We start from the raw sequence: 21,327 nt of genomic DNA, 5'->3' as shown, positions 1-21,327 counted from the left end.
GGAATGTCCGTCATCAACGACCTCTCCGACGCCTACGTCGCCCGGTACGCCCAGCTCAGTCCCACCATGTCCACTTACCTCGGCCTTCCCGGCAACGACGACCGGCTGGACGACCTGTCGCCCGAGGGCCTTGCCGAGCTGGCTCAGCTGGATCGGGACACCCTGGCCGCGCTCGAGTCCGCGCCGTCGGAGGGCCCGGATGACGATCTGGCCCGCGATGTGCTGGTCGAGCGGCTCCAGGTTCAGCTGGACGTGTTCGACTCGGGTTGGCTGCACGCTGCGCTGAACGTCATCGATTCGCCGATCCAGATGGTGCGGTTGGTCTTCGACCTGATGCCGACCGACACCGACGAACAGGTCGCCGTGCTGGCCACCCGGATGGCCGCGGTGCCGGCCGCGATGGCCGGTTACCGCCAAAGCCTGCTGCAGGCGGCGGGAGCGGGGCAGGTGTCGGCCGTCCGGCAGGTGGACAAGTGCGCGGACCAGTGCGACACCTACGCGGGCGTGTCCGGGGAGGGGTACTTCAGTGCCCTGGCAGCACAGGTCGGGGCGGGCCGAAGCCCTTCCCTGACCGCGGATCTCGCCGCCGCAGCGGCCGCCGCCGAGGCGTCGTACGCCGATCTGGCGGTGTTCCTGCGCGAGGAGTTGCGCACGCTCGCGCCGACGAAGGACGCCGTCGGGCGCGAGCGGTACGCCCTCGGTTCGCGCCTCTTCCTGGGTGCGGTGGTCGACCTGGAGGAGACCTACGCATGGGGTTGGCAGGAGTTCCTCGCGCTCGAGGCCGAGCTGCGGGAGGTGGCGGACCGCCTGGTGCCCGGCGCGGACCCGGCAGCCGCCGCCGCTGCCCTGGACACCGACCCGGCGTACCAGATCGTCGGTCTGCCGGCGTTGCAGGCGTGGATGCAGGAACTCTCTGACCGGGCCATCCAGGACCTGTCGAAGGAGCACTTCGACATCCCGGAGCAGATCCGCGCACTGGAGTGCCGCATCGCACCGCCGGGTGGTGGCGTCGGGGCATACTACACGGGACCGAGTGACGACTTTTCCCGGCCGGGGCGGATGTGGTGGGCGGTGGAGCCGGGACGCGAGGTGTTCTCGACCTGGCGGGAGACCAGCGTCGTCTATCACGAGGGTGTCCCCGGGCATCACCTGCAGATCGGCACCGCTGTGTACCGCAAGGATTCGCTCAACGACTACCAGCGTCTGCTGGCCGGCACCTCGGCGCACGCCGAGGGCTGGGCACTGTACGCCGAGCGACTGGTGCGGGAGCTCGGCTACCTGGCCAATGACGGCCAGCTGCTCGGCCTGCTCGAGTCGCAGATGTTCCGCGCGGCAAGGGTTGTCGTCGACATCGGCATGCATCTGGAGCTGGAGATCCCGGTCGGCACAGGCTTCCACGAGGGGGAGCGCTGGACCGGCGAGCTGGGGCTGGAGTTCCTGCTGACCAGGACGATCACCGATCCGGCGCACTGCCGTGACGAGATCGACCGCTACCTCGGTTGGCCGGGGCAGGCGCCGTCCTACAAGATCGGCGAGCGGGTCTGGCTGGCCGGCCGGGACGCCGCCCGGCAGCGGCACGGCGCAGCATTCGACTTCAAGGCGTTCCACAGTGCGGCGCTCGGGATGGGCGGCATGGGTCTGGACCCGCTGGCTGCCCGGTTGGCGGCGCTCTGACCGCCGGCCAGCGCTGCGTGCGGCCCCCGGCCCATTGGCCGGCCACCGTTGCGTGCAGCCCCCGGCTCACCCGCCGGCGGCCGCCGGTGGCAGCGGTAGATCGCGACCCAGGACACCGAACGGTCGCGGGTCCCCGGTGAACTGGAAGTTCCGCAGCAAATCGGCGAAGCCGAGCCGACGGTAGAGCCGCCACGCGCGGTTCTCGCCCTCCGGCGTGGACAGCAGCATGCGCTGTTCCGGCCGATCGGCGGCCAGGCTCCGCAGCAGCGCCTCACCGAGCCCGTTGCCCTGCCAATCCGGGTCGATGTGCAACTCGGTCAGCTCGAAGAAGTCGGCGAGCTCCCGCTCCGCGTGGGAACGCAGACCCCTGCGCACCTCGGAGTACCACCACTGACCCGGCGCGCCGCGGTAGCCGTAGGCAAGGCCGCGGATCCGGTCGTGCGGATCGGCGGCGACCACGCAGCTGAATCCCACTCGGCGGCTGTGGTCCTCCCACAGCACCGATCGGGTGCCGGCGAGGTCGGCCGGATAGTGCATCGCCCGTAGGTAGACGTCGATCAGCTCGGGCGTCCGGGCCCGGAAGGAATCCGGGTCGAGGCGACGGAGAACGACGGAGTCCCGGACGGTTTGGCCGGGTAAGAGCTCCATGTCGTCATCACATCACGCCCATCGTCGGCGCGGTAACCGCTGCCCCGGGACCCGCCGGGTAAGGACACCTGACGGAGGTACTGGCGGACCTATTCGAACACGCGTACTATCGAACACAGGTTCGAACAGATGAGGGGAACGGCATGTCGGTCGGTACAGCACCGGGTTTGTTCGATGCAACCACACTGGTCCGTCACGCTGCGGGCGAGCTGCCGCCGATAGCCGGCTCGCCGGCGGGTGGCCGACCGGAGAGCGCCCGGGCGGTGGGTGTGCGGGCGGCGGGAGAGCTGCGCGCTCGGGAGGTGCGCGCAGGTCATCCCTCTGCCGGGCGCGGCTCGGTCGGGCGGGGTTCGCTCCCGCCGCAGTCCGCACCGCGCATGTCGCCGGCCCGCCCCGGTCCGCCGCTGCCACAGGCAGCACGGGATCTGTTGATCGATGCCTCGCGCGGCCTCGGTCGGGCCATTCGCGCGTCCAATCCCGCGGACCGTTACGCGGCCGCCCATCTCGCGGCCCTGCGAGCGGCCGCCGCGGTGCTCGCGGCCAGGGCACGCCCGGTCCGGGGGCGGCGGGGGAGCGCCTGGGAGTTGATCACCAAGGTTGCGCCCGAGTTCTCCGAGTGGGCAGCGTTTTTCGCTGCCGGATCGGCCAAGCGGCAGGCGGCGGAGGCCGGCCTGCACCGGCTGGTGACGGCGCGCGAGGCCGACGACATGTTGCGGCAGGTCTCGGCCTTCATCGACCTCGTGGAGGAGTCGCTCTCGCCGGCCTGAGCAGGCGGGTGGCCGGGCCCGGACCGGTAGCGGTCAGCGGCGGGCTTTGGGCCGGCTGGTGCTGAGTAGCCGACCCAGGAGCGCGTCGAAGCTCTGCGCGATCTCACGGGCTCCGGCTGTCGGCCACTGGTGGATCGGCACCGCAGCGCCCTGGGCCTGCTGAACAGCCGACCGGTCCGGCAGCACCGGTAACAACACCAAGGGGCCGAACAGGTCCCGCAGCTCGGCGAGCCGGTACTCGTGCTCGGTCACCCTCGGCCGGAAACGGTTGATCACGACGCCGAGCGGCTGAAGGGCGGGCCGGTGCGCCACCCTCTCCGTCTGGACGGCTTCGAGCGCCCGTTGTACGCCGGTGACCGCGAACAGCGAGGGCTCTGTCACGAGCACAGCGCGATCAGCGGCGACGAGCGCACTCCGGGTGAGCTGCCCGAGCGAGGGCGGGCAGTCGATGAGCACCAGGTCCGGTGCCGGATCGACCTTGGCCAACGCCCCGGCCAGCCGGAACAACGTCTTGGACCCCGGGTCGGGGTGATTGTGGTTCTCGGTCCGCTCGCTGCCGGGCAGGATCCGCAGCGACTCGCCCCAGGCGGACACCCGGATCGTCTTGTCGATGACCTTGCGGGATGGATCGTCGAGGACCTCGGCGATCGACCAGCTGCGCCGTTCGGCGTGGCCGTTCTCCGACCCGAGGGGTTCGGGGTCGACCGTCGCAGTCGCATTCATCTGCGGGTCGAGATCGACCAGGAGTGTGTTCACCCCCTGATGAACTGCCGCTGACGCAAGACCCAGGGTGACCGTGGTCTTTCCGACGCCGCCCTTGAGGCTCAACACACTGGCAACGAGCACCGGCCAACCGTACAGGTCCGATGCGGTCATTTCCGGCAGGGCGCGAGCGCGCCGATACGCTGCGCTGAAGTCGGGGAAGATCGTCGGTGACAGACGGTCGGCGACGGGCACCGAATCGTCACGAGGACGCCCGCAACCGGCGTCCCCGCTGCCGACACCCGCCGCTCCACAAACACTCAGGAGGACACCGAATGATCGATCAGCGGCGGGCGATCGGCGGCGACCCGGTGGACGTGGCGTTGGCCGCACTGGTCAACGGCGGCGTGTCGCAGGTCGTCGACGTCGGCGGGGGCAGCGGCACGCGAGCCGTGCCGCTCGCGCTGGCGGGCTGCCGCGTCACCGTGATCGACACATCTGTGGACGCACTCGCGATACTGCACCGCCGCTCCCAGGACGCCGGCGTCGAGGACAGGGTCGGCGGTGTCCAGGCAGACGCCGACCAGCTCGACACCGTGGTACCCCCGGGGACGGCCGACCTGGTGCTCTGCCATCACCTGCTCGAGGAGGTCGACGATCCGGCAGCGGTGGTCGCCGCGGTTGCGGCGGCAGTCCGGCCGGGCGGTTACATCTCCGTGCTCACCGCGGGACGCCTCGGCGCTGTCCTCGGCCAGACCCTCGTCGGCCGGTTCGCCGATGCCAGGACGCTGCTCACCGATCCCGACGGTCGTTTCGGCAGCACCGATCCACTTCGCCGCCGGTATGACGTCGGTGTGCTCGCCGACCTGCTGACGGCATCTGGCCTGCAGGTGGAGTCCGTCACCGGGGTCGGGGTCCTGTCGGGCCTGGTCTCCGGCGCCGCGCGGCAGGCAACCCCCGGTGGAGACGGCGAACTGGCACTGCTCGAGGCCGCCGCCGCAGGTCACCCCGGGCTGACGGAGATCGCGGCCGACCTTCACATGGTGGCTCGCCGCCCGGAGGGCGCAGGGAGTGCGACTAGTGGCCCACCGGACTGACAGCGGGCGGTACGTGACGGCGGATCCCGCAGCCGTCGACGACAGTGCTTGCACCATCTTGCATGTCGACATGGATGCCTTCTACGCCATGGTCGAGGTGCGCCGGCACCCGGAACTCCGCGGCGTCCCCATGATGGTCGCCGGCACGGGCGGACGCGGCGTCGTGTTGTCCGCCAGCTACGAGGCGCGCGCGCACGGCATCCGGTCAGCGATGCCGACGTCCCGGGCGCTGGCTCTGTGCCGTGGGGTGGCCGTGGTCCAACCGGACATGGCCGCCTACGCGGAGGCGTCCCGGGCGGTGATGAAGATCTTCGCCGACGTCACCCCGCTGGTCGAACCGCTGTCCGTCGACGAGGCGTTCCTCGATGTCTCCGGTGCCGGGCGGCAATTCGGCCGCCCGGGGGCCATTGCGCAGGCGGTCCGCCGTCGCATCCGCGACGAGCTGCAGCTGGTGGCGACGGTCGGCGCGGCGTCCACCAAGTTCGTCGCCAAGCTGGCCTCCGGCCTGGCGAAGCCGGACGGCCTGCTGATCGTCCCGCCGGACGAGGTGATCGGGCTCCTGCATCCGCTGCCGGTCCGCGCGCTGTGGGGTGTCGGCCCGCGCACAGCCGAGCGTTTGGGGTCGCTCGGCGTCCGCACCGTCGGTGAGATCGCTCATATGCCGCTCGACCAGCTCGTGCGGCTGGTCGGCAGCGCGTCGGGGAGCAAACTGCACGACCTGTCGTGGGCCAGAGACCCCCGCTCGGTCGAAACCGAGGTCGCCGACTCGTCCATCGGCGTCGAGACCACCTTCGCGTCGGACTCCGGCGAACCGGAGTTCCTCGCCCGGGAGTTGCTGACGTTGGCCGAGCGAACCGCGCGGCGGGCTCGCGCGGCCGGAGTCCGTGGCCGGACGGTGAGCATCAAGGTGCGTTTCGAGGATTTCTCCACCGTGACCAGGTCGGCGACGCTGCAGTCTGCGACCGACCTTTCGCACACCGTCTACGCCACCGCCGGGTCGCTGCTGGCCAAGGCGCGGAAGAGCAGCGCCGGCGGCCAGCAGATCCGGTTGCTGGGCGTCCGACTGGAGAATCTGGTGGAGGCCGACGAGGTGGTGGAGCAGCTGGAACTCGGAGCAGGCGACGCCCGACCGGGCTGGCGCGAAGCCGAGGGTGCGGTCGATCGGGCGGTGGCCCGTTTCGGAGCGGCCGCAATCCGCCCCGCCACCCTGCTCGACCATCCGAAACGGGTGGAATCTGCCACCCCGGGGGACGAAACTGGGCGAGATTTCCGTGCGCGCTAGTGGTCGGCGCAGACTGCTCGTATCCTTGTAGTAGGTCGCCGGCTGGCGACCGTCAGATGTGACCACTCAACATGGTGGCCAGGTGCCGGAGGAGGGGAACCCATGCCGCTCTCCGAGCACGAACAGCGGATGCTCGACGAGATCGAGCGCGCGCTCTATGAGGACGACCCGAAGTTTGCGACCAGTGTCAATGTCAGTCGTATTCGCCGTCGCCGTCCGATTGTCGCGGGGTGCTTGTTCGTTGCCGGTCTTGTAGCTCTGGTCGTCGGCGTCATCGCGACACAGAGCTTCCTCGCGATAGGTGTCGTCGTCAGTGTCATCGGCTTCCTGACGATGGTTTCTGCGGTCGGACTCTTCGTTTTCGGGCAGCCCAGCGCGCGAGCCGCGAAGGGTGCCGAGAAGAACGCCGCCAAGTCGAACCCCGGGTTGAGCAATCGGATGGAAGAGCGCTTCCGTCGTCGTTTCGACGAACCCAACCAGTAAACCGAATCTGATCGTCAGACCAACCGCGGCGCGCAGGCGTCGCGGTTGAGTTTTGCCCGCAGCACACGCCCGGCGGCCGAGGGACAGCTCATTCCCGCAGCCGGCTCGGTCCTGCCAAGCTCAGTCCTGCGTGGGGCTCCGCAATCAGCCCTGACGCACAGCTCAGTCTCGCCACCGGCTCGGTTCCGCCCCGCCGCGGTCCGTGATCAGCACCGACGCGCAGCTCAGTCCCGCAGGCAGCTCAGCCCCGCCCACCAGCCCTGTGCTGAGCACCGACGCGCAGCTCAGTCCCGCCACGAGCTCAGACCCCGCGTGGGCTCCGTGCTCAGCACCGACGCGCAGCTCAGTCCCGCCACCAGCTCGGCCGGACCGACCGCGGGACGAGCCGCTCGATCGGCGACAGCGGCGCGACGTGCGCCAGTTCCCGGGCGAACGTGCGTGGGGCAGCGCCCAGCGACGACGAGGCTGCCGGCCGCTCCCGGGTCGCCGTCATGCCGGATGTCGTCACTCCGGATGCACCGCTGCCGACCGGACCGCTGCCGACCGGACCGCTGGCGGCATCGCCCGGTCCAGCACCGGAGGCGGCGTCCGTCTCTGTCCCCGCGTACCAGTCGAGTTCCGCGGCGGTGACGACCGCGCGCAGGTCCGCCCGGCCCTGCTCGCCCAGGTGCACGGTCTTCGACAGCCGATTCGCGGTCGCCCGCGCCGATTCCGCCGGGTTGAGGACGATGCCGTGATCAACCGCCAGGTCCTCCAGCTCGCGCCAGGCGGCCGCCGCCGCGCCGGGTCCTCCCGCGTCGGCCATCGCCAACCTGCTCGTCCGACGGCGGTTCCGGACGAACGTCGGGCCGGCAGCCGCGGCGGCCAGCAGACCGAGGACGAGGAGCGTCCACCACAGTGCCGGCGGGATGCCACGGTCCGATTCGGTTGTGGCGGCCGCCGAGGTCTGGCCCTCATCGGGGAGCTGGTTCGCGGGACCGTCCTCGCCCAGCGTCGGACCGTCGTCAGGCAGATCTGCCGACGGCAGGGTCTCCGGCGCGGCGGACGTGCTCGGCGCCGTCTCCTCCGCGTCGGTGAAGCCCTGCTGGCCGCCCTGGCCGCCGCCGAGCGGGGTGGGGTCGAACTGCACCCAGCCGGCGTTGTCGAAGCGCACCTCGACCCACGCGTGGGCGTCGTTGCTGCTGATCAGGTACGTGTTGTCGCCCTCTTGAGTGCCCTGGGTGAAGCCGATCGCCACCCGGGCGGGGATCCCGATGGCCCGCAGCATGATGGCCATCGCCGACGCGTACTGCTCGCAGTAACCCTGCTTGTTGCGCAGGAAGTCGACGAGGTAGTCGCCACTGTCGCCCTGCGGCACCGTCAGCGAGTAACGGAAACCGTTGCCCGGGTCGGTGAAGTAGGTGCGCAGCGCATCGGCCTTGTCGAACGGGGTTTTCGCATCCGCGGTGACCCGCTCCGCCACCTGGACGGCTTCCTCGGGCAGTTCACCGGTCTCGGTCAGCACACCGCCGGGGGTCACGGTGTCGGTACGGAGCTCATCGGCGGTGGCCTCGGGGAACGCGACTCCTATCCGGTAGGGCTCGGGCGACACGGGCTCCGGCCGGTGCACGGACTCCAGGGCGTCGTCGTAGGACCACCCCGGTCCCACGCCCTCGACGGAGGAGGTGCCGTCATAGATGGGCAGGAACTCGTCGCGGTAGGCAAGGGGCGTCACCGAGATCTCCGGCGCGCCAGGGGCCGGCGGGGTGGCCGGCAGGCTGCCGTCGGTGAGTTCGTCCACCGACCATCCTTCGCCGGAGGTCCACTTCTGGAGTCCCACGGTCCGCAGGTACTGGGGCTGGTCGAGTCCTGAGACACGCAGCATGTCTACCGGTTCACTCAGCTGCAGGTTGCCCCGCAATGACGCGAACGGTGAGAGCCCGATCGTGCTGCTCGGTCCCGACGCCGTCCGCGGCAGCCGGCCCTCGGTGCCGATGGCGGTGACCGATGAGGCGAGGACGAGTGCGATCGCGGTGGCCAGGCTCGCCAGCGCGACCCCGGACACGACCTGGGCGGTGCCGGCGCCCGCGCCGAGGCGTCGGCCGGACAAACCGCTCGCCGTCAGCAACAGGGCGTAGAGGATGGCCGGCGCCGCGAACGCCTCCCACGGCAGCATGCCCAGATCGATCGAAGCGGGTACCGAATACACGCAGAGCAACGGCAGCGCGACAAGCGCCGGCGCCCTGCACACGGCGATGAGGATGTCCACGATCAACGCCGTCGCGCCGATGGAAACCGTGATGAGGAAGGCCAGTTCGGTGGAGGCCGGGGCGGGGGAGACCGTGGACCTGATCTGCTCCCAGGCGCCGGTCAGCAACTCGCCGGCCTCGGACAGCGCTGCCCCGTTCGGCAGGACGCCTCCGATGCCGCCCACGGTGAACAGTGCGGTCAGCGCGACGGAAGCGCCGGCGAACTGCAGCAGGATGGCCGCTGCCGCCGGGATGCGGGCCAGCCGGGCGCCGACGCCGACCAGCCAAATCACCATCACCACTTCGACAGTGGGCCAGAACCAGTTGTCCCCGGTGATCATCGGCGGAATCGCCATGCTCGCCGCGAGCACCGCGAGCGCGCCGATCAGGGTGGTCACGAAATGCACCGGGGGTGCGGGTGGGTCGACCCGGACAGGGGCCTGCGCACGGGCCGGAACCGCCGTGGGCAGGGCTCGATCCGGGACCGGTCCCCGGGTGCCGGGTGGTGCTGTGATCGTCATCGGCGCTCCCTCAGATCCGCACCGGAACAGTGAGGTTCGGCCGGCCGACCGACCGTAGATAGCCGGGAGACCCGGCGCAGGCCCTACTCCACACCGTCGCCAACCCTTCGCCCGATCCGACCGTGACGACGCGCCAGCCCGCGGATCTCAGCAACGCGACGGCGGCCGGGTCGCCGCCCGGAGCGTGCGGATCCCATTCCCGGACGTCGAGCACGAAGGCAATCCCGTTGGTGCCGCGCCGGCGGGCGGCGACCAGCAACTTCGCCGAGGGCAGGTCCAGGGCGCCCAGCACGGCGATGATCAGTCCCGATCCGGCGACCGACTGTGGAGACAGCGATCCGTGCCGATCCGGTTCCAGCACAGCCAGCGCCGCCAGCACGTCATCCTGGATGTCCCGGCCGTCGGCCAGCACGGTGCCCGCGTGAGTGGTCAGCCGCATCTGGTGTTCGGCCGCCAGCAGATGCTGGCTGATCGACGCGGCGAGCGAGACAGCGGTCTCGAGGCTGGATCGCACTCCTTCGCCGGCATGTGCCCGCGCCCGGTGATCGAGCATCACGACCGCGCCGCCGTGCGACACCGGCTCCTCGAGCCGGACCATCAGCTCGTCGTGCCGTGCCGACGCGCGCCAGTGAATCGTGCGGATGTCGTCGCCGCTGCGATAGTTGCGGATGCCTACGTCGGGATCACCGCCGCTGGCCCCGGTCGCGGCCCGATCGGCCGCTGCGGAACGGGTTCCGGAGCTCGTCGGCATCCCGGTCAGATCGACGACGCTCGGCACCACCAGCACCTCGGTACGGACGGGGAGCGTGCGGTGGTCCTCCCACAGGCCGAACGGATCCCCGACGCGAACCGACGGCGGGCCGAGCAGGAACCGCCCCCGCCGCGCCGCGTAGATCGGGTAGTCGGTCTGCGCGGCGTGCGCCGGGCGCAACGGAGGCACCAGGCATCTGACACCGGTGGCCAGATCGACCGTCGGAGGTTCCGAGATCTCCAGCGTCGACGTTCGTGCCGAACCGGCGTTGGTGACAGACAGCACGACCTGCCCGGTGGTCCCGGGGTCCAGCCGGGACGGCGAGACGAGGTGCGCGGCGGTCAGCCGGATGCGGCGCAGGGTCCCGGCGATCGTCGCGATCAGCGGCAGCGCGATGGCGAACAGGCCGATCCGCAGCAGGTCCCGCTCGTCGAGGATGACCGCACACGCGGCGGCGGCCACCCCGCCGGCCAGCAGGCAGCGGCCCCGCGTCGTGAGCCCGCGGGTGCCGATACGGCGAGTGGTGCCGATCGCGCGCCACGACGACCGTGACCTCGGCCGCGGGGATCCCGGCGCGGACACCGCGCCGCCGGGACGCTGGTCAGCCACCCCGGGGCACCCGGATCCGGCTCAGCAGGACATTCACGATCTCTTCCGCCGAGCGGTGCGCGGCGTGCGCCTCGACGGTCAGCAGCAGGCGGTGCGCCAGCACGGGTACGGCCAGCCGCTGGACGTCATCGGGCACGACGAACGGCCGTCCGTCCAGGGCGGCGGCCGCCTTGGCGGCCCGGGCCAGGTGCAGCACCGCCCGCGGTGAAGCGCCGAGCCGGACCTCCGGCAGGGCACGGGTGGCCCCGACGATCTCGACGATGTACTGCCGCAGCGGGGGAGCGAGGTGCACACCCATCACCGCATCGATCAGCCGCGAGACGGTGGCCGCGTCGGTGACCGGCCCCAGCGCGGTCAGCGGATCGGTGCGGTCCCGGTCGGCCAGCATGCTGATCTCGGCGTTGCGATCGGGATATCCGATGGAGAGCCGGGCGAGGAACCGGTCGCGCTGCGCCTCGGGGAGCGGGTAGGTGCCCTCCATCTCGACCGGGTTCTGGGTGGCGAGCACCAGGAACGGCCGCGCCAGCTGGTAGCTGGTGCCGTCGACGGTGACCTGCCGTTCCTCCATACATTCCAGCAGTGCGGACTGGGTCTTCGGCGACGCCCTGTTGATCTCGTCCGCGACGACGATGTTGGCGAAGATCGGGCCGGGCCGGAACTCGAACTGCGACGACTGCCGGTCGTAGATGCTGACCCCGGTCACGTCACTGGGCATCAGGTCCGGGGTGAACTGCACGCGGCTGACGGTGGAATCGACCGTCCGGGCCAGCGACTTGGCCAGCACCGTCTTACCCGTTCCGGGGACGTCCTCGATGAGCAGGTGGCCCTCGGCCAGCACCGCGATGATCGCCAGCCGGACGACCTCCGGCTTGCCGAGCACGATTCCGGAGATCGCCGCGGCGATCTGTCCGCCGACCCGCTGCACCTCGGCGAGGTCTGGTTGTGCCGGCCGAGTGGACGCGGCACCGACACCGGACAATTCTGGCGCGCCGGCACCTGGCCCATCCGTACGTTCCAGGTCCACGCGCTGTGCCACCGTTACTTCCTCCCGACGGACGTGCCGCGTCCCCGTGACCGCAGACGCCTCTTGACAGTCTGCCAGTGCCTGTCCGCGCAACAGGGTGAAGTTGTGAGCCGATGGTCTTCGCCCGCGGCCTCACCGGACGGACCCGGGGAGACGGGACGCGGGTGGATCGTCACGATCGGTGACGGCGTCCGGTTCTGCCGTCGCTCGAAGGTCTGGCCTCTACACGGCCCCCACATCGCCCCACCGTGCGATGCCTGACGGCCGACACGAGGGCCGGTCTCGGCTGCTCGAAGGCGCCGACCTGCGTGGACACCGTTCGAAAGCGGCCGCCGTGAAGTTCGGGGCGGGTCAGATGGCCCGGTGGGCACGGATGTCCGAATCCGCGCGGGCCGTGACGCCCCACGGTGCTCCACCACCCTGACGTGCAAAAACTCGCCGACACCCCCATCTGTTGGGGGACTTGGTGGCCGGAAGTGGCAGAAAGTGGGTTAAGGTGGAGCGACTTGGGAGAGGCCGATCCAGGTGCCCGTCAGGTCCTTTCGACCGAGCGGAGTCGGGGGCCGGCCACGGCAGCGGCAGTGTCACCGGGACGGAGGTGTGGGGATGCTCAGCGGCTTCTACGGCACCTACACCCCGCGGATGGACGACAAGGGCCGCGTCACCCTTCCGGCGCGCTACCGCGATGAATTCGCCACCGGCGCCATGCTGGTCCGCGGCCAGGATCACTGCCTGTTCGTGTTCACCCACGAGGGCTTCGAGAAGTTCGCGGCCAACGCCATCGAGGCGTCGATCACCGACGAGAAGGCCCGTGGTTTCCAGCGCTACATGCTGGCGAACACCGACGAGCAGCGCCCCGACGCGCAGGGCCGGATCTCCATCCCGGCGCGGATGCGCGAGTACGCGCGGCTCTCCAAGGACCTGGTGATCACCGGCATCGGCCTGCGGATGGAGATCTGGGACGCCGCCGAGTGGCAGGCGTACGAGGCACGCCAGGAGGCGGCCTACGCCGCGCCCGAGAGGGGGCTTCTCGACAGCTGACCGCCGTGCCGCGACAGCCCGCACCTGCGCCCCGCGCATGAGGGTTCCTGCCGCCCGGCCCACACCCGCAACGGCCCTGACACGACTTCCCCCGTGCCAGGACCGCCGGCCCTGACACGACTTCCCCCGTGCCAGGACCGAAGCGGGTGGGGACCAGGAATCAGGAGCCACCGGGCACACCCGGGAAAGACAGAACCAGCCAGCCACCCACCACCAGCACACCGGTTCCGCCGGGGCATCGCACCGAGAGAGGAAGGCGCCGATGGGTGGCAGTCCGTCCGAGGGGAACCAGGACGCCGGCGACAGCCCCGGCGCACCGGTCCCGGGCACGCCGGACGGTCACGTCCCCGTCCTGGTTCGCCGGGTGGACGAGCTTCTCGCGCCGGCCATCGAAGCGGCAACCTCATCCGGCGCAAGCGATGTCGTGCTGATCGACGCCACCCTCGGGATGGGCGGGCACACCCTCGCGCTGCTCTCGGCGCATCCGAGGCTCCGGGTGATCGGGATCGACCGTGACCCGTACGCACTCCGGATCGCGCAGGACCGGCTCGCCGACGCCGGGCTGACCGACAGGGTGGAACTGGTACACGCCGTGTACGACCGGATCGGCGAGGTGATCACCGAACGGGTCGGGTCCGGCCGGGTGCAGGCCATTCTTTTCGACTTGGGTGTGTCATCGGTGCAACTCGACGAATCCGACCGCGGGTTCGCCTACGCGCACGATGCGCCGCTCGACATGCGGATGGACCCGACCACCGGCATCACCGCGGCGGACGTGCTCAACACGTACCCCGGCGCGGAACTCACCAGGATCCTGCGCGAGTACGGCGACGAACGCTTCGCCGGCCGCATCTCCAAGGTGCTGGTCGCCGAGCGCGCAAGGCAGCCGTTCACCACCAGTGCCCGACTGGTCGAACTGGTCCGCGGCGCCATCCCCGCAGCCACCCGGCGCACCGGCGGCAACCCCGCCAAGCGCACGTTCCAGGCGCTGCGGATAGAGGTCAACGACGAGCTGGGCGCGCTGCGCCGGGCGATACCTGTTGCACTGCAACACCTTTCGCTGGCAGGCCGGATCGTGGTGATGTCCTACCAGTCGCTCGAGGACCGCATCGTCAAGCGCGCCATCGCACCGCTGACGGTTTCGACGTCACCGCTCGACCTGCCCGTCGACCTGCCGGGCCACGACCCGGAATTCAGCTGGCTGACCAGGGGCGCCGAACTCCCCGACCGGAACGAGATCCAGGCAAACCCCAGGGCCGCGTCCGCGCGGCTCCGGGCAGCGCAGCGCATCAGGGAGGCAACATCGTGACCACCACAGAGCAGAAGACGGCCGGATCCGGGGACCGGACCGCCAGTGGCGGGAAGGCTGCGACCGGGCGCTCCGCGGCGACCACCGCGTCGTCCAGGCGCGCGTACGAACGCCGCCAGCGCCGGACGTCCAAGATCACCGCCTCGCGGCTGGTCACGCCCGGCAAGCCGGTCACCTCCGCGCTGAACCGGGCGCCGTTCGTCGTCATGCTGATCGCGCTGCTCGGCGCCGGTATCGCAGGAGTGCTGTACCTGAACACGATGACCGACGAGGCAGGCATGCGGACGTCCACCGCGAAGACCGCCACCTCCGATCTGAGGCTCGAGATCGAGGCCCTGCAAAGGGATGTCGCCCTGCTCGACGCAACGCCGCGGATCGCCGACGCCGCCGCAAAACTCGGCATGGTGCCGGCCGGGGACTCGGCGATGCTGATGGTCAACGAGGCCGGTGCCGGCTCGGTGGTCGGCGAGCCCTCGCAGGTTCCCGGCCCGCCGCCACCGCCCAGTCCGGCGCCCGCAGCGGCGCCGACCGCCGCGGCCTCGAATGCGGCTCAAGCGACCCCCGCACCGACCGACGCGACACCGAACGCCGCCGCACCGAACGCCGCCGCACCCACCACCGCGGCGCCCACCAACGCAGCGCCCACCACCGCAGCACCCACGTCGGGCGCGCCCGCAGCGGCCCAGGGAGGGCAGCGTTGAACCGGTCAGGGTCACCGCAGGATCCGCGTGATACGTCGCGCCGGTCGGCGGGTGCCGCCACCGGTCGCCCGACCGGCACCGGCAGAGCTCCCGCCGCCGGCAGAGCCTCCGGCACCGGCAGGTCCGCATCCGCCGGTCGTGCCGCGTCCACCGGGCGGTCCGCATCCGCCGGCCGTCCCGCATCCACCGGTCGCTCGCCCGGACCGGCGTCGCCCCGGACGGCACCGCCGCCGCGCGCACCACGCCCGGCCGCACCCACCGGAACCCAGCGGCCGGTCCGGCCGGTTCCCCGTCCGGCCGCCAAGCAGAAGGGTTCCGTGCGCGGCCGCCGGCTCAGCACCGGCAAGGCGTCCGTCGCCAACCCGCGCCGGCGCAGCCGGCTGGCGCTGGCAGTGATGCTGGCGATGCTCGCCTTCGCCGGCGGCAAGCTCGTCCTCATCCAGGCGATCGACTCCGGCGATTACGCCAAGGCGAGCGAGAAGCAGCGAACCCGCACCATCAGCCTGCTCTCGGAGCGCGGTTCGATCACCGACCGCAACGGCACGGCGCTAGCGTTCACCGTCGAGGGGCGCGCCATCGCGGCCCGGCCGGCTCTGTTCACCGACGACGCCCAGCGCAGGGCGGTCGCGGCGATCCTGGTCAAGGATGTCGGCGCGGGGCTGACCGTCGACGAGGTGATGAGCAAGCTCACCACCGCCAAGAGCTACGTCTACCTGGCCCGCAATCTGATGCCCGCGCAGGCCGACGCGGTGATGACCAAGATCCGCAAGTTGTTCGACAAGGACCATCTGGAAGCGGTTGTCACCGAACGCCAGGACCTGCGCCAGTACCCGGACGGCTCCGCCTCCGCGGCCATCGTCGGCGGCACCGACTACGACGGCAACGGGTTGTCAGGGGTCGAGGCCAAGTTCGACACCCGGCTGGCCGGCAAGGACGGCGAACGCACGGTGGACGTCGACGCCAGGCACGTCATCATTCCCGGCAGTCAGCGCGACGAGCAGCCCGCGACCAACGGCATGGACATCCAACTGACCATCGACTCGGACCTGCAGTACACGACCCTGAACATGCTGACCAAGGCCGTCGAGAACTCGCAGGCGAAGTCCGGCTGCGTCGTCGTCATGCAGGTGTCCGATGCGCAGATCCCGGCGATGGCCTGTTACGAGCCCGGGCAGACCGCGAAGCAGACCGGCAACCGGGCCGTCACCGACTCCATCGAGCCGGGCTCGGTGAACAAGGTAGTCACCTTCGCGGCCGCGCTGGAGAAGGGGCTGATCACGCCGACCACGGTGCTGGACGTCAACGGGTCCATCGATGTCGGTGACGTCACTGTGCACGACGCCTGGGACCACGGGCCGATCAACATGACGGCCACCGGCATCCTGGCGAAGTCGTCCAACGTCGGCACCCTGATGATCGCCCAGAAGGTCGGCCAGGACTCGTTTGTCGACATGGCCAAGAAGTTCGGTCAGGGCGTGAAGACGGGCATCCAACTGCCCGCCGAGACCTCCGGCCGGTTCCCGGCCCCGTCGACCTGGTCGGTGAGCACGTTCGGCAACCTGCCGATCGGGCAGGGGGTGTCCATCTCCCTGCTGCAACTGGCGGGCATGTACCAGGCGATCGCCAACGACGGGGTCCGGATCCAGCCGACCATCGTCGCCAGCACCACCGTCAACGGCGAGACGACCGCGACGCCGCCGGGCGCGACCACCCAGGTGATGAGCGAGAAGACCTCCCGCACGCTGCTGGACATGCTGCGCGGCACCATCCAGGACGGCGACACCAACCACCGCGGCACCGCCCCGGCCGCGGCCATCACCGGCTACCAGGTCGCCGGCAAGACGGGCACCGCCCAGAAGGTGGACCCGGAGACCAACGACTACTCGCAGACCGCGATCACCTCGACCTTCGCCGGAGTCGTCCCGGCGGACAATCCGAAGTACGCGGTGGCGATCATGCTGGACGACCCGAAGGGCGATTCACCGGCCGGAACGACCAGTTGCGCGCCGCTGTTCCACGACATCGCCGCCTATGCGATGCGTGCGGCGGACGTCCCGCCGTCGGCCACCGCACCGCCGCTGTACGACCTCTACGTGTCCTGAGCGGGTACCCTTGCCGCCCGTGCCCCCTTCCGCTCCGCCGTTGTCCCTGCGTCCGGGAGCATCCGTCGGGGCGACCGTGACGGAGATCGCCGACCTCGTCGGCGCACGGACCCACTGGGCCGATCCGGGTGCACCGCCGACCGGGTCGACCCATCGGGAACTGCTCGACGCCCGGCTCAGCGGCATCACCCTGCGTGCGCAGGACGTCCGACCGGGTGACCTGTTCGCGGCGCTGGCCGGAAGCCGATTCCACGGTTCCACCTTCGCGCCCGACGCCATCGCCGCCGGTGCGGCCGCCGTGCTGACCGACGAGGACGGCCGCAACGCGCTCGATGCGCTGGCCGAGAAGGGCGACCCGGTCCAGGTGCCGGTGCTGGTCACCGAGTCGCCGAGGCGACTGCTCGGTCGGATCGCCAAGGTGCTCTACGGCGACCCGAGCACCGACCTCGCCGTGGTCGGGATCACCGGCACCGCGGGCAAGACGACCACCTGCTACCTGCTCGAGGCGGCGCTCGCCGCGGACGGATCACGGACCGGCCTGATCGGCACCGTGCAGACCAGGATCGACGGTCAGGTGGCGCCGAGCGCGCTCACCACCCCCGAGGCACCCGACCTGCAGGCGCTGTTCGCGGTGATGCTGGAACGCGGTGTCAGCGTCGTGGCGATGGAGGTGTCCTCGCACGCCCTGGCGCTGGGCCGGGTCAGCGGCACCGAGTTCGCGGTCGGCGCGTTCACCAACCTCAGCCAGGACCACCTCGACTTCCATACGGACATGGAGGACTACTTCGCCGCGAAGCGCCTGTTGTTCGACGGCAGGGCGCGCCGTCACGTCATCGATATCGACACCTCATGGGGCGCAAGGCTTGCAGCGGATCACCCGGACGCGCTGACGGTCAGCGTCAGCGACCCGACCGCCGACTGGAGCGTGACCGGGGTGGAGGTTTCGACGACCGGGATCCAGCACGTGACCCTCAACGGCCCCGCGGGTCGCACGGTGACCCTCGACCTGGCGATCCCCGGCGCCTTCAACGTGGCGAACGCCGCGGTGGCGATCGGCTGTGTCGATGCGCTCGGGCGCGACGTCCAGCAGGCCGCCGACGCCATCGCCGGCGTCGTCGTGCCCGGCCGGATGCAGCGGGTCGACGCCGGCCAGGACTTCCTCGCCGTCGTCGACTACGCCCACAAGCCCGCCGCGCTGGCCGCAGTGCTCGATGCGATCAGCACGGACCTGACCGGTCGGCTGATCGTGGTGGTCGGCGCCGGCGGTGACCGGGACACCGGCAAGCGCCCCCTGATGGGAGCGGAGTCCGCCACCCGGGCCGACGTGCTGATCGTCACCGACGACAACCCGCGGTCCGAGCCGCCGGCCGAGATTCGCGCGCAGCTGCTTGCCGGTGCGCGGGCTGCGAGTGGCCGTGCCGAGATCCTGGAGATCGGCGACCGCCGAGCGGCGATCAGGGCCGCCGTGCAGGCCGCCGGCACCGGCGACGCCGTCGTCATCGCCGGGAAGGGCCACGAACTCGGCCAGGACGTCGGTGGGGTGGTGCAGCCGTTCTCCGATCGCGACGAGTTGCTGGCCGCACTCACTGAACGGGCAGACGGGATGGACCGGACAGTGTCCGTACCCGCCGAGTCCGGCAGGCCGACTACCGTCCTGTCCGTGACCGAGCCAGCCGCACCACCCCGGATCCGCCCGTGATCGCGATGACCCTGGCCGAGGTCGCGGCCGCAGTCGGCATCCCAGCGCCGGCGAACGGTGCGGATGTCGTGGTGCGATCGGTCGAGTTCGACACCCGCCGCGTCACTCCGGGCGCACTGTTCGTGGCGTTGGTGGGGGAGAAGTCGGACGGCCACACCTTCGCTGCCGCGGCTGCCGCAGCCGGTGCTGTCGCGGTCCTGGGCAGCGCACCGATCGATCCCGGCAGCGACTTGCCGCTGCTCAGGGTTGAGCCGAACCCGGAGGGCGACCCGAACACGTCGGTGCTGGATGCGCTCGCCGCCCTCGCGCACGCCTCGGTCACCGCCCTCGTCCGGGACCACGGCCTCGAGGTGATCGGGGTGACCGGCTCGTCCGGCAAGACTTCGACGAAGGATCTGATCGCCGCCGTGCTGCGGGCCGCGGTCGACGACCCGTCCCAGGTGGTCGCGCCGCCGGAGTCCTTCAACAACGAACTCGGCCACCCGTACACCGCGCTACGCGCCGACGAGCGGACAAGGTTCCTGGTGCTCGAACTGTCCGCCCGTGGCCCCGGGCACGTCGCGATGCTGGCCCGGGTCGCGCCGCCGCGGATCGGTGCCGTGCTCAATGTGGGGTCCGCGCACATCGGTGAGTTCGGCTCCGTCGACGCCATCGCCGCCGCGAAGTCCGAACTGCCGCAAGCCCTGCCGCCTGCGAGCGGCGGCGGCGTCGCCATCCTGAACGCCGACGACCCCCGGGTGGCGGCGATGGCCGCGCAGACCGCCGCGGAGGTGGTCACGGTCGGGCGCGCGGACAGCGCCACGGTCCGCGCCGCCGACGTCGGTCAGGACGACGCCGACCACGCCACCTTCACCCTGGTGACCCCCGAGGGCAGTGCCCCCGTGAAGCTCGGCGTCGTCGGCGCCCACCAGGTGGGCAACGCGCTGACCGCCGCCGCCGTCGGCCGTGCGGTCGGGATGCCGCTCGACCGGATCGCGGAGGCGCTGAGTTCCGCACGGGCCTCGTCGCGGTGGCGCATGGAGGTCACCGAACTGGCCGGCGGCATCACCCTGATCAACGACGCCTACAACGCGAACCCGCACTCCATGAAGGCCGCCCTGCGCTCGCTGTCGACGATCGGCCGGGGCCGGCGGTCCTGGGCCGTGCTGGGCGAGATGGCCGAACTGGGGTCGGACACCAACTCCGCGCACGACGAGATCGGCCGGCTGGTGGTCAGACTCGGCATCGAGCGGCTGATCGTCGTGCAGGGTCCGGGTGGTGCGACCGGCGCCGCCGTCGGCGGCCGCACCGGGGCGCGTGCACTGCACCTCGGCGCCCACCTGGAGGGCTCGTGGGGTGGCGAATCGGAGCTGGTCACCGACGTCACCGACGCGGTCGCGATTCTCGAACAGGAACTGACGGCGGGAGATGTGGTGCTGGTCAAGGCGTCCCGGTCCGCCGGTCTGGAGCGGGTCGCGCTGCAGCTGATCGCCGACCTCGGCACCGCTGACCCGTCGGCCGCTGACCCGTCGGCCGCTGCAGCGGTGACCACCGGGGACGCCCGGTGAAGACGATCCTGGTTGCGGCGCTCGTCGCGCTCGCGGTGTCCATCCTGTTCACCCCCTACCTGATCCGGGTGTTCTCCAAGCAGGGCTTCGGCCAGGAGATCCGCGAGGACGGCCCGCAGCACCACAAGAAGAAGCGCGGCACCCCGACCATGGGCGGCGCCGCGATCATCGTCGCGATGTGGGTCGGCTACCTGGTGGCGATCGGTATCGAGTGGATCACCGGCGGCGGCGGCCCGACCGCGTCCGCCCTGCTGCTGCTCTACCTGACCACCGGGATGGGCCTGGTCGGATTCCTCGACGACTTCATCAAGATCCGCAAGCAGCGCAACCTCGGCCTGAACAAGCGGATGAAGTTCCTCGGCCAGACCTTCGTCGCACTGTCCTTCGGCATCGGCGCGCTGTTCTTCCGCAACTCGGACGGACTCACCCCGGCCTCGACATCGCTGTCGTACACCCGCGACCTGGCGTTCCTGTCGATCGGTGCGGTCGGGTTCGTCATCCTCGCCTGGCTGTTGGTGGCGGCCTGGTCGAATGCGGTGAACTTCACCGACGGCCTCGACGGTCTCGCGGCGGGTTCGTCGGTGATGGTGCTCGGCACGTACGTGACGATCGGGTTCTTCCAGTTCCGCAACGCCTGCTGGACGGTGCTCAGCGACGCAGCGCAGGCCGGTTGTTACGACGTCCGCGACCCGCTGGACCTCGCGGTGGTCGCCGCCGCGGCGCTCGGCGGCTGCATCGGGTTCCTCTGGTGGAACGCGCATCCCGCCCGGATCATGATGGGCGACACCGGCTCGCTGGCCCTCGGCGGGCTGATCGCGGGACTCTCCATCCTGACCAAGACCGAGCTGCTGCTGGTCGTCATCGCCGGGTTGTTCGTGGTCGAGATGCTGTCCGTCGTCATCCAGATCGCCGTCTTCAAGACCAGGCATGTCCGGGTGTTCAAGATGGCCCCGTTCCACCATCACTTCGAGCTGTCCGGCTGGGCGGAAACCACTGTGATGGTGCGGTTCTGGCTGCTCGCGGCGATGTCGGCGGCGTTGGGGCTCGGGCTGTTCTACGCCGACTGGCTGTCCCTCACCGGTGGCTGAGCGGGTGGCCCGGGGCTCTTCGCTGAACAGGCCGTCCGCGACCAGGTCCGCCGC

General features: G+C 70.8%; 17 protein-coding genes. 12 read left to right on the top strand and 5 right to left on the bottom strand.

The window, feature by feature from the left end:
* Positions 1–3: 3 nt before the first annotated feature.
* Positions 4–1,674, top strand: coding sequence for a DUF885 domain-containing protein (locus ACVBEQ_RS18505; protein ID WP_447154769.1), 1,671 nt, complete (start codon positions 4–6; stop codon positions 1,672–1,674).
* Positions 1,675–1,740: 66 nt separating this feature from the next.
* Here the strand turns inward: ACVBEQ_RS18505 and ACVBEQ_RS18500 are convergent, their stop codons facing one another.
* Positions 1,741–2,322, bottom strand: coding sequence for a GNAT family N-acetyltransferase (locus ACVBEQ_RS18500; protein ID WP_447154768.1), 582 nt, complete (start codon positions 2,320–2,322; stop codon positions 1,741–1,743).
* 143 nt (positions 2,323–2,465) lie between these two features.
* Between ACVBEQ_RS18500 and ACVBEQ_RS18495 the strand changes: the two genes are divergently transcribed.
* Entirely contained in the window at positions 2,466–3,089 is a 624-nt protein-coding gene (locus ACVBEQ_RS18495) for an SAV_6107 family HEPN domain-containing protein (RefSeq protein WP_447154767.1), read from the top strand.
* Positions 3,090–3,122: 33 nt separating this feature from the next.
* Here ACVBEQ_RS18495 and ACVBEQ_RS18490 read toward each other — a convergent pair whose 3' ends face one another.
* Positions 3,123–3,935: a ParA family protein gene (locus ACVBEQ_RS18490; RefSeq protein ID WP_447154766.1), complete on the bottom strand. Its 813-nt coding sequence runs from the start codon at positions 3,933–3,935 to the stop codon at positions 3,123–3,125.
* A gap of 191 nt (positions 3,936–4,126) precedes the next feature.
* Here ACVBEQ_RS18490 and ACVBEQ_RS18485 point away from each other — a divergent pair, with 191 nt between their 5' ends.
* The 3 genes from ACVBEQ_RS18485 (at position 4,127) to ACVBEQ_RS18475 (ending at position 6,653) form a co-directional block, all read left to right on the top strand.
* On the top strand, positions 4,127–4,888 hold the full coding sequence (locus tag ACVBEQ_RS18485) for a class I SAM-dependent methyltransferase (RefSeq protein WP_447154765.1): 762 nt from the start codon (positions 4,127–4,129) through the stop codon (positions 4,886–4,888).
* Positions 4,872–6,170 (top strand): DNA polymerase IV, encoded by a 1,299-nt coding sequence (gene dinB / locus ACVBEQ_RS18480; RefSeq protein ID WP_447154764.1) that lies wholly within the window; start codon positions 4,872–4,874, stop codon positions 6,168–6,170. Before ACVBEQ_RS18485 ends, dinB begins: the two co-directional genes overlap by 17 nt.
* Positions 6,171–6,272: 102 nt before the next feature.
* Complete coding sequence (locus ACVBEQ_RS18475; protein ID WP_447154763.1) at positions 6,273–6,653, top strand: DUF3040 domain-containing protein; 381 nt, start codon at positions 6,273–6,275, stop codon at positions 6,651–6,653.
* Positions 6,654–6,996: 343 nt separating this feature from the next.
* On the opposite strand, the gene ACVBEQ_RS18470 is transcribed toward ACVBEQ_RS18475, so the two are convergent.
* The 3 genes from ACVBEQ_RS18470 to ACVBEQ_RS18460 are packed head-to-tail and all read right to left on the bottom strand — an operon-like array spanning position 6,997 to position 11,798.
* On the bottom strand, positions 6,997–9,402 hold the full coding sequence (locus ACVBEQ_RS18470) for a transglutaminase TgpA family protein (RefSeq protein ID WP_447154762.1): 2,406 nt from the start codon (positions 9,400–9,402) through the stop codon (positions 6,997–6,999).
* A 10-nt stretch (positions 9,403–9,412) separates the two neighbouring features.
* Complete coding sequence (locus tag ACVBEQ_RS18465; protein WP_447154761.1) at positions 9,413–10,762, bottom strand: DUF58 domain-containing protein; 1,350 nt, start codon at positions 10,760–10,762, stop codon at positions 9,413–9,415.
* Positions 10,755–11,798, bottom strand: coding sequence for an AAA family ATPase (locus ACVBEQ_RS18460; protein WP_447154760.1), 1,044 nt, complete (start codon positions 11,796–11,798; stop codon positions 10,755–10,757). The genes ACVBEQ_RS18465 and ACVBEQ_RS18460 overlap by 8 nt, the downstream gene beginning before the upstream one ends.
* 594 nt (positions 11,799–12,392) lie before the next feature.
* On the opposite strand from ACVBEQ_RS18460, the gene mraZ reads away from it, so the two are divergent.
* The 7 genes from mraZ (at position 12,393) to mraY (ending at position 21,273) form a co-directional block, all read left to right on the top strand.
* Positions 12,393–12,827: a division/cell wall cluster transcriptional repressor MraZ gene (mraZ, locus tag ACVBEQ_RS18455; protein WP_447154759.1), complete on the top strand. Its 435-nt coding sequence runs from the start codon at positions 12,393–12,395 to the stop codon at positions 12,825–12,827.
* Between the two features lie 262 nt (positions 12,828–13,089).
* Complete coding sequence (gene rsmH / locus ACVBEQ_RS18450; RefSeq protein WP_447154758.1) at positions 13,090–14,136, top strand: 16S rRNA (cytosine(1402)-N(4))-methyltransferase RsmH; 1,047 nt, start codon at positions 13,090–13,092, stop codon at positions 14,134–14,136.
* A complete protein-coding gene (ftsL, locus tag ACVBEQ_RS18445; RefSeq protein ID WP_447154757.1) occupies positions 14,133–14,837 on the top strand; it encodes a cell division protein FtsL in 705 nt (234 codons plus the stop codon). The genes rsmH and ftsL overlap by 4 nt, the downstream gene beginning before the upstream one ends.
* Before the next feature lie 317 nt (positions 14,838–15,154).
* Positions 15,155–16,939, top strand: a complete 1,785-nt coding sequence (locus ACVBEQ_RS18440; RefSeq protein ID WP_447154756.1) for a peptidoglycan D,D-transpeptidase FtsI family protein — start codon at positions 15,155–15,157, stop codon at positions 16,937–16,939.
* A gap of 19 nt (positions 16,940–16,958) precedes the next feature.
* Complete coding sequence (locus tag ACVBEQ_RS18435) at positions 16,959–18,638, top strand: UDP-N-acetylmuramoyl-L-alanyl-D-glutamate--2,6-diaminopimelate ligase (RefSeq protein ID WP_447154755.1); 1,680 nt, start codon at positions 16,959–16,961, stop codon at positions 18,636–18,638.
* Entirely contained in the window at positions 18,635–20,185 is a 1,551-nt protein-coding gene (locus ACVBEQ_RS18430) for a UDP-N-acetylmuramoyl-tripeptide--D-alanyl-D-alanine ligase (RefSeq protein ID WP_447154754.1), read from the top strand. The genes ACVBEQ_RS18435 and ACVBEQ_RS18430 overlap by 4 nt, the downstream gene beginning before the upstream one ends.
* Positions 20,182–21,273: a phospho-N-acetylmuramoyl-pentapeptide-transferase gene (gene mraY, locus ACVBEQ_RS18425; protein ID WP_447154753.1), complete on the top strand. Its 1,092-nt coding sequence runs from the start codon at positions 20,182–20,184 to the stop codon at positions 21,271–21,273. The genes ACVBEQ_RS18430 and mraY overlap by 4 nt, the downstream gene beginning before the upstream one ends.
* Positions 21,274–21,327 lie beyond the last annotated feature (54 nt).

This window comes from Nakamurella sp. GG22 (assembly GCF_052976845.2).
Note: the sequence above shows the minus strand (reverse complement) of the source record. Positions and strands in the feature narration are given on the sequence as shown.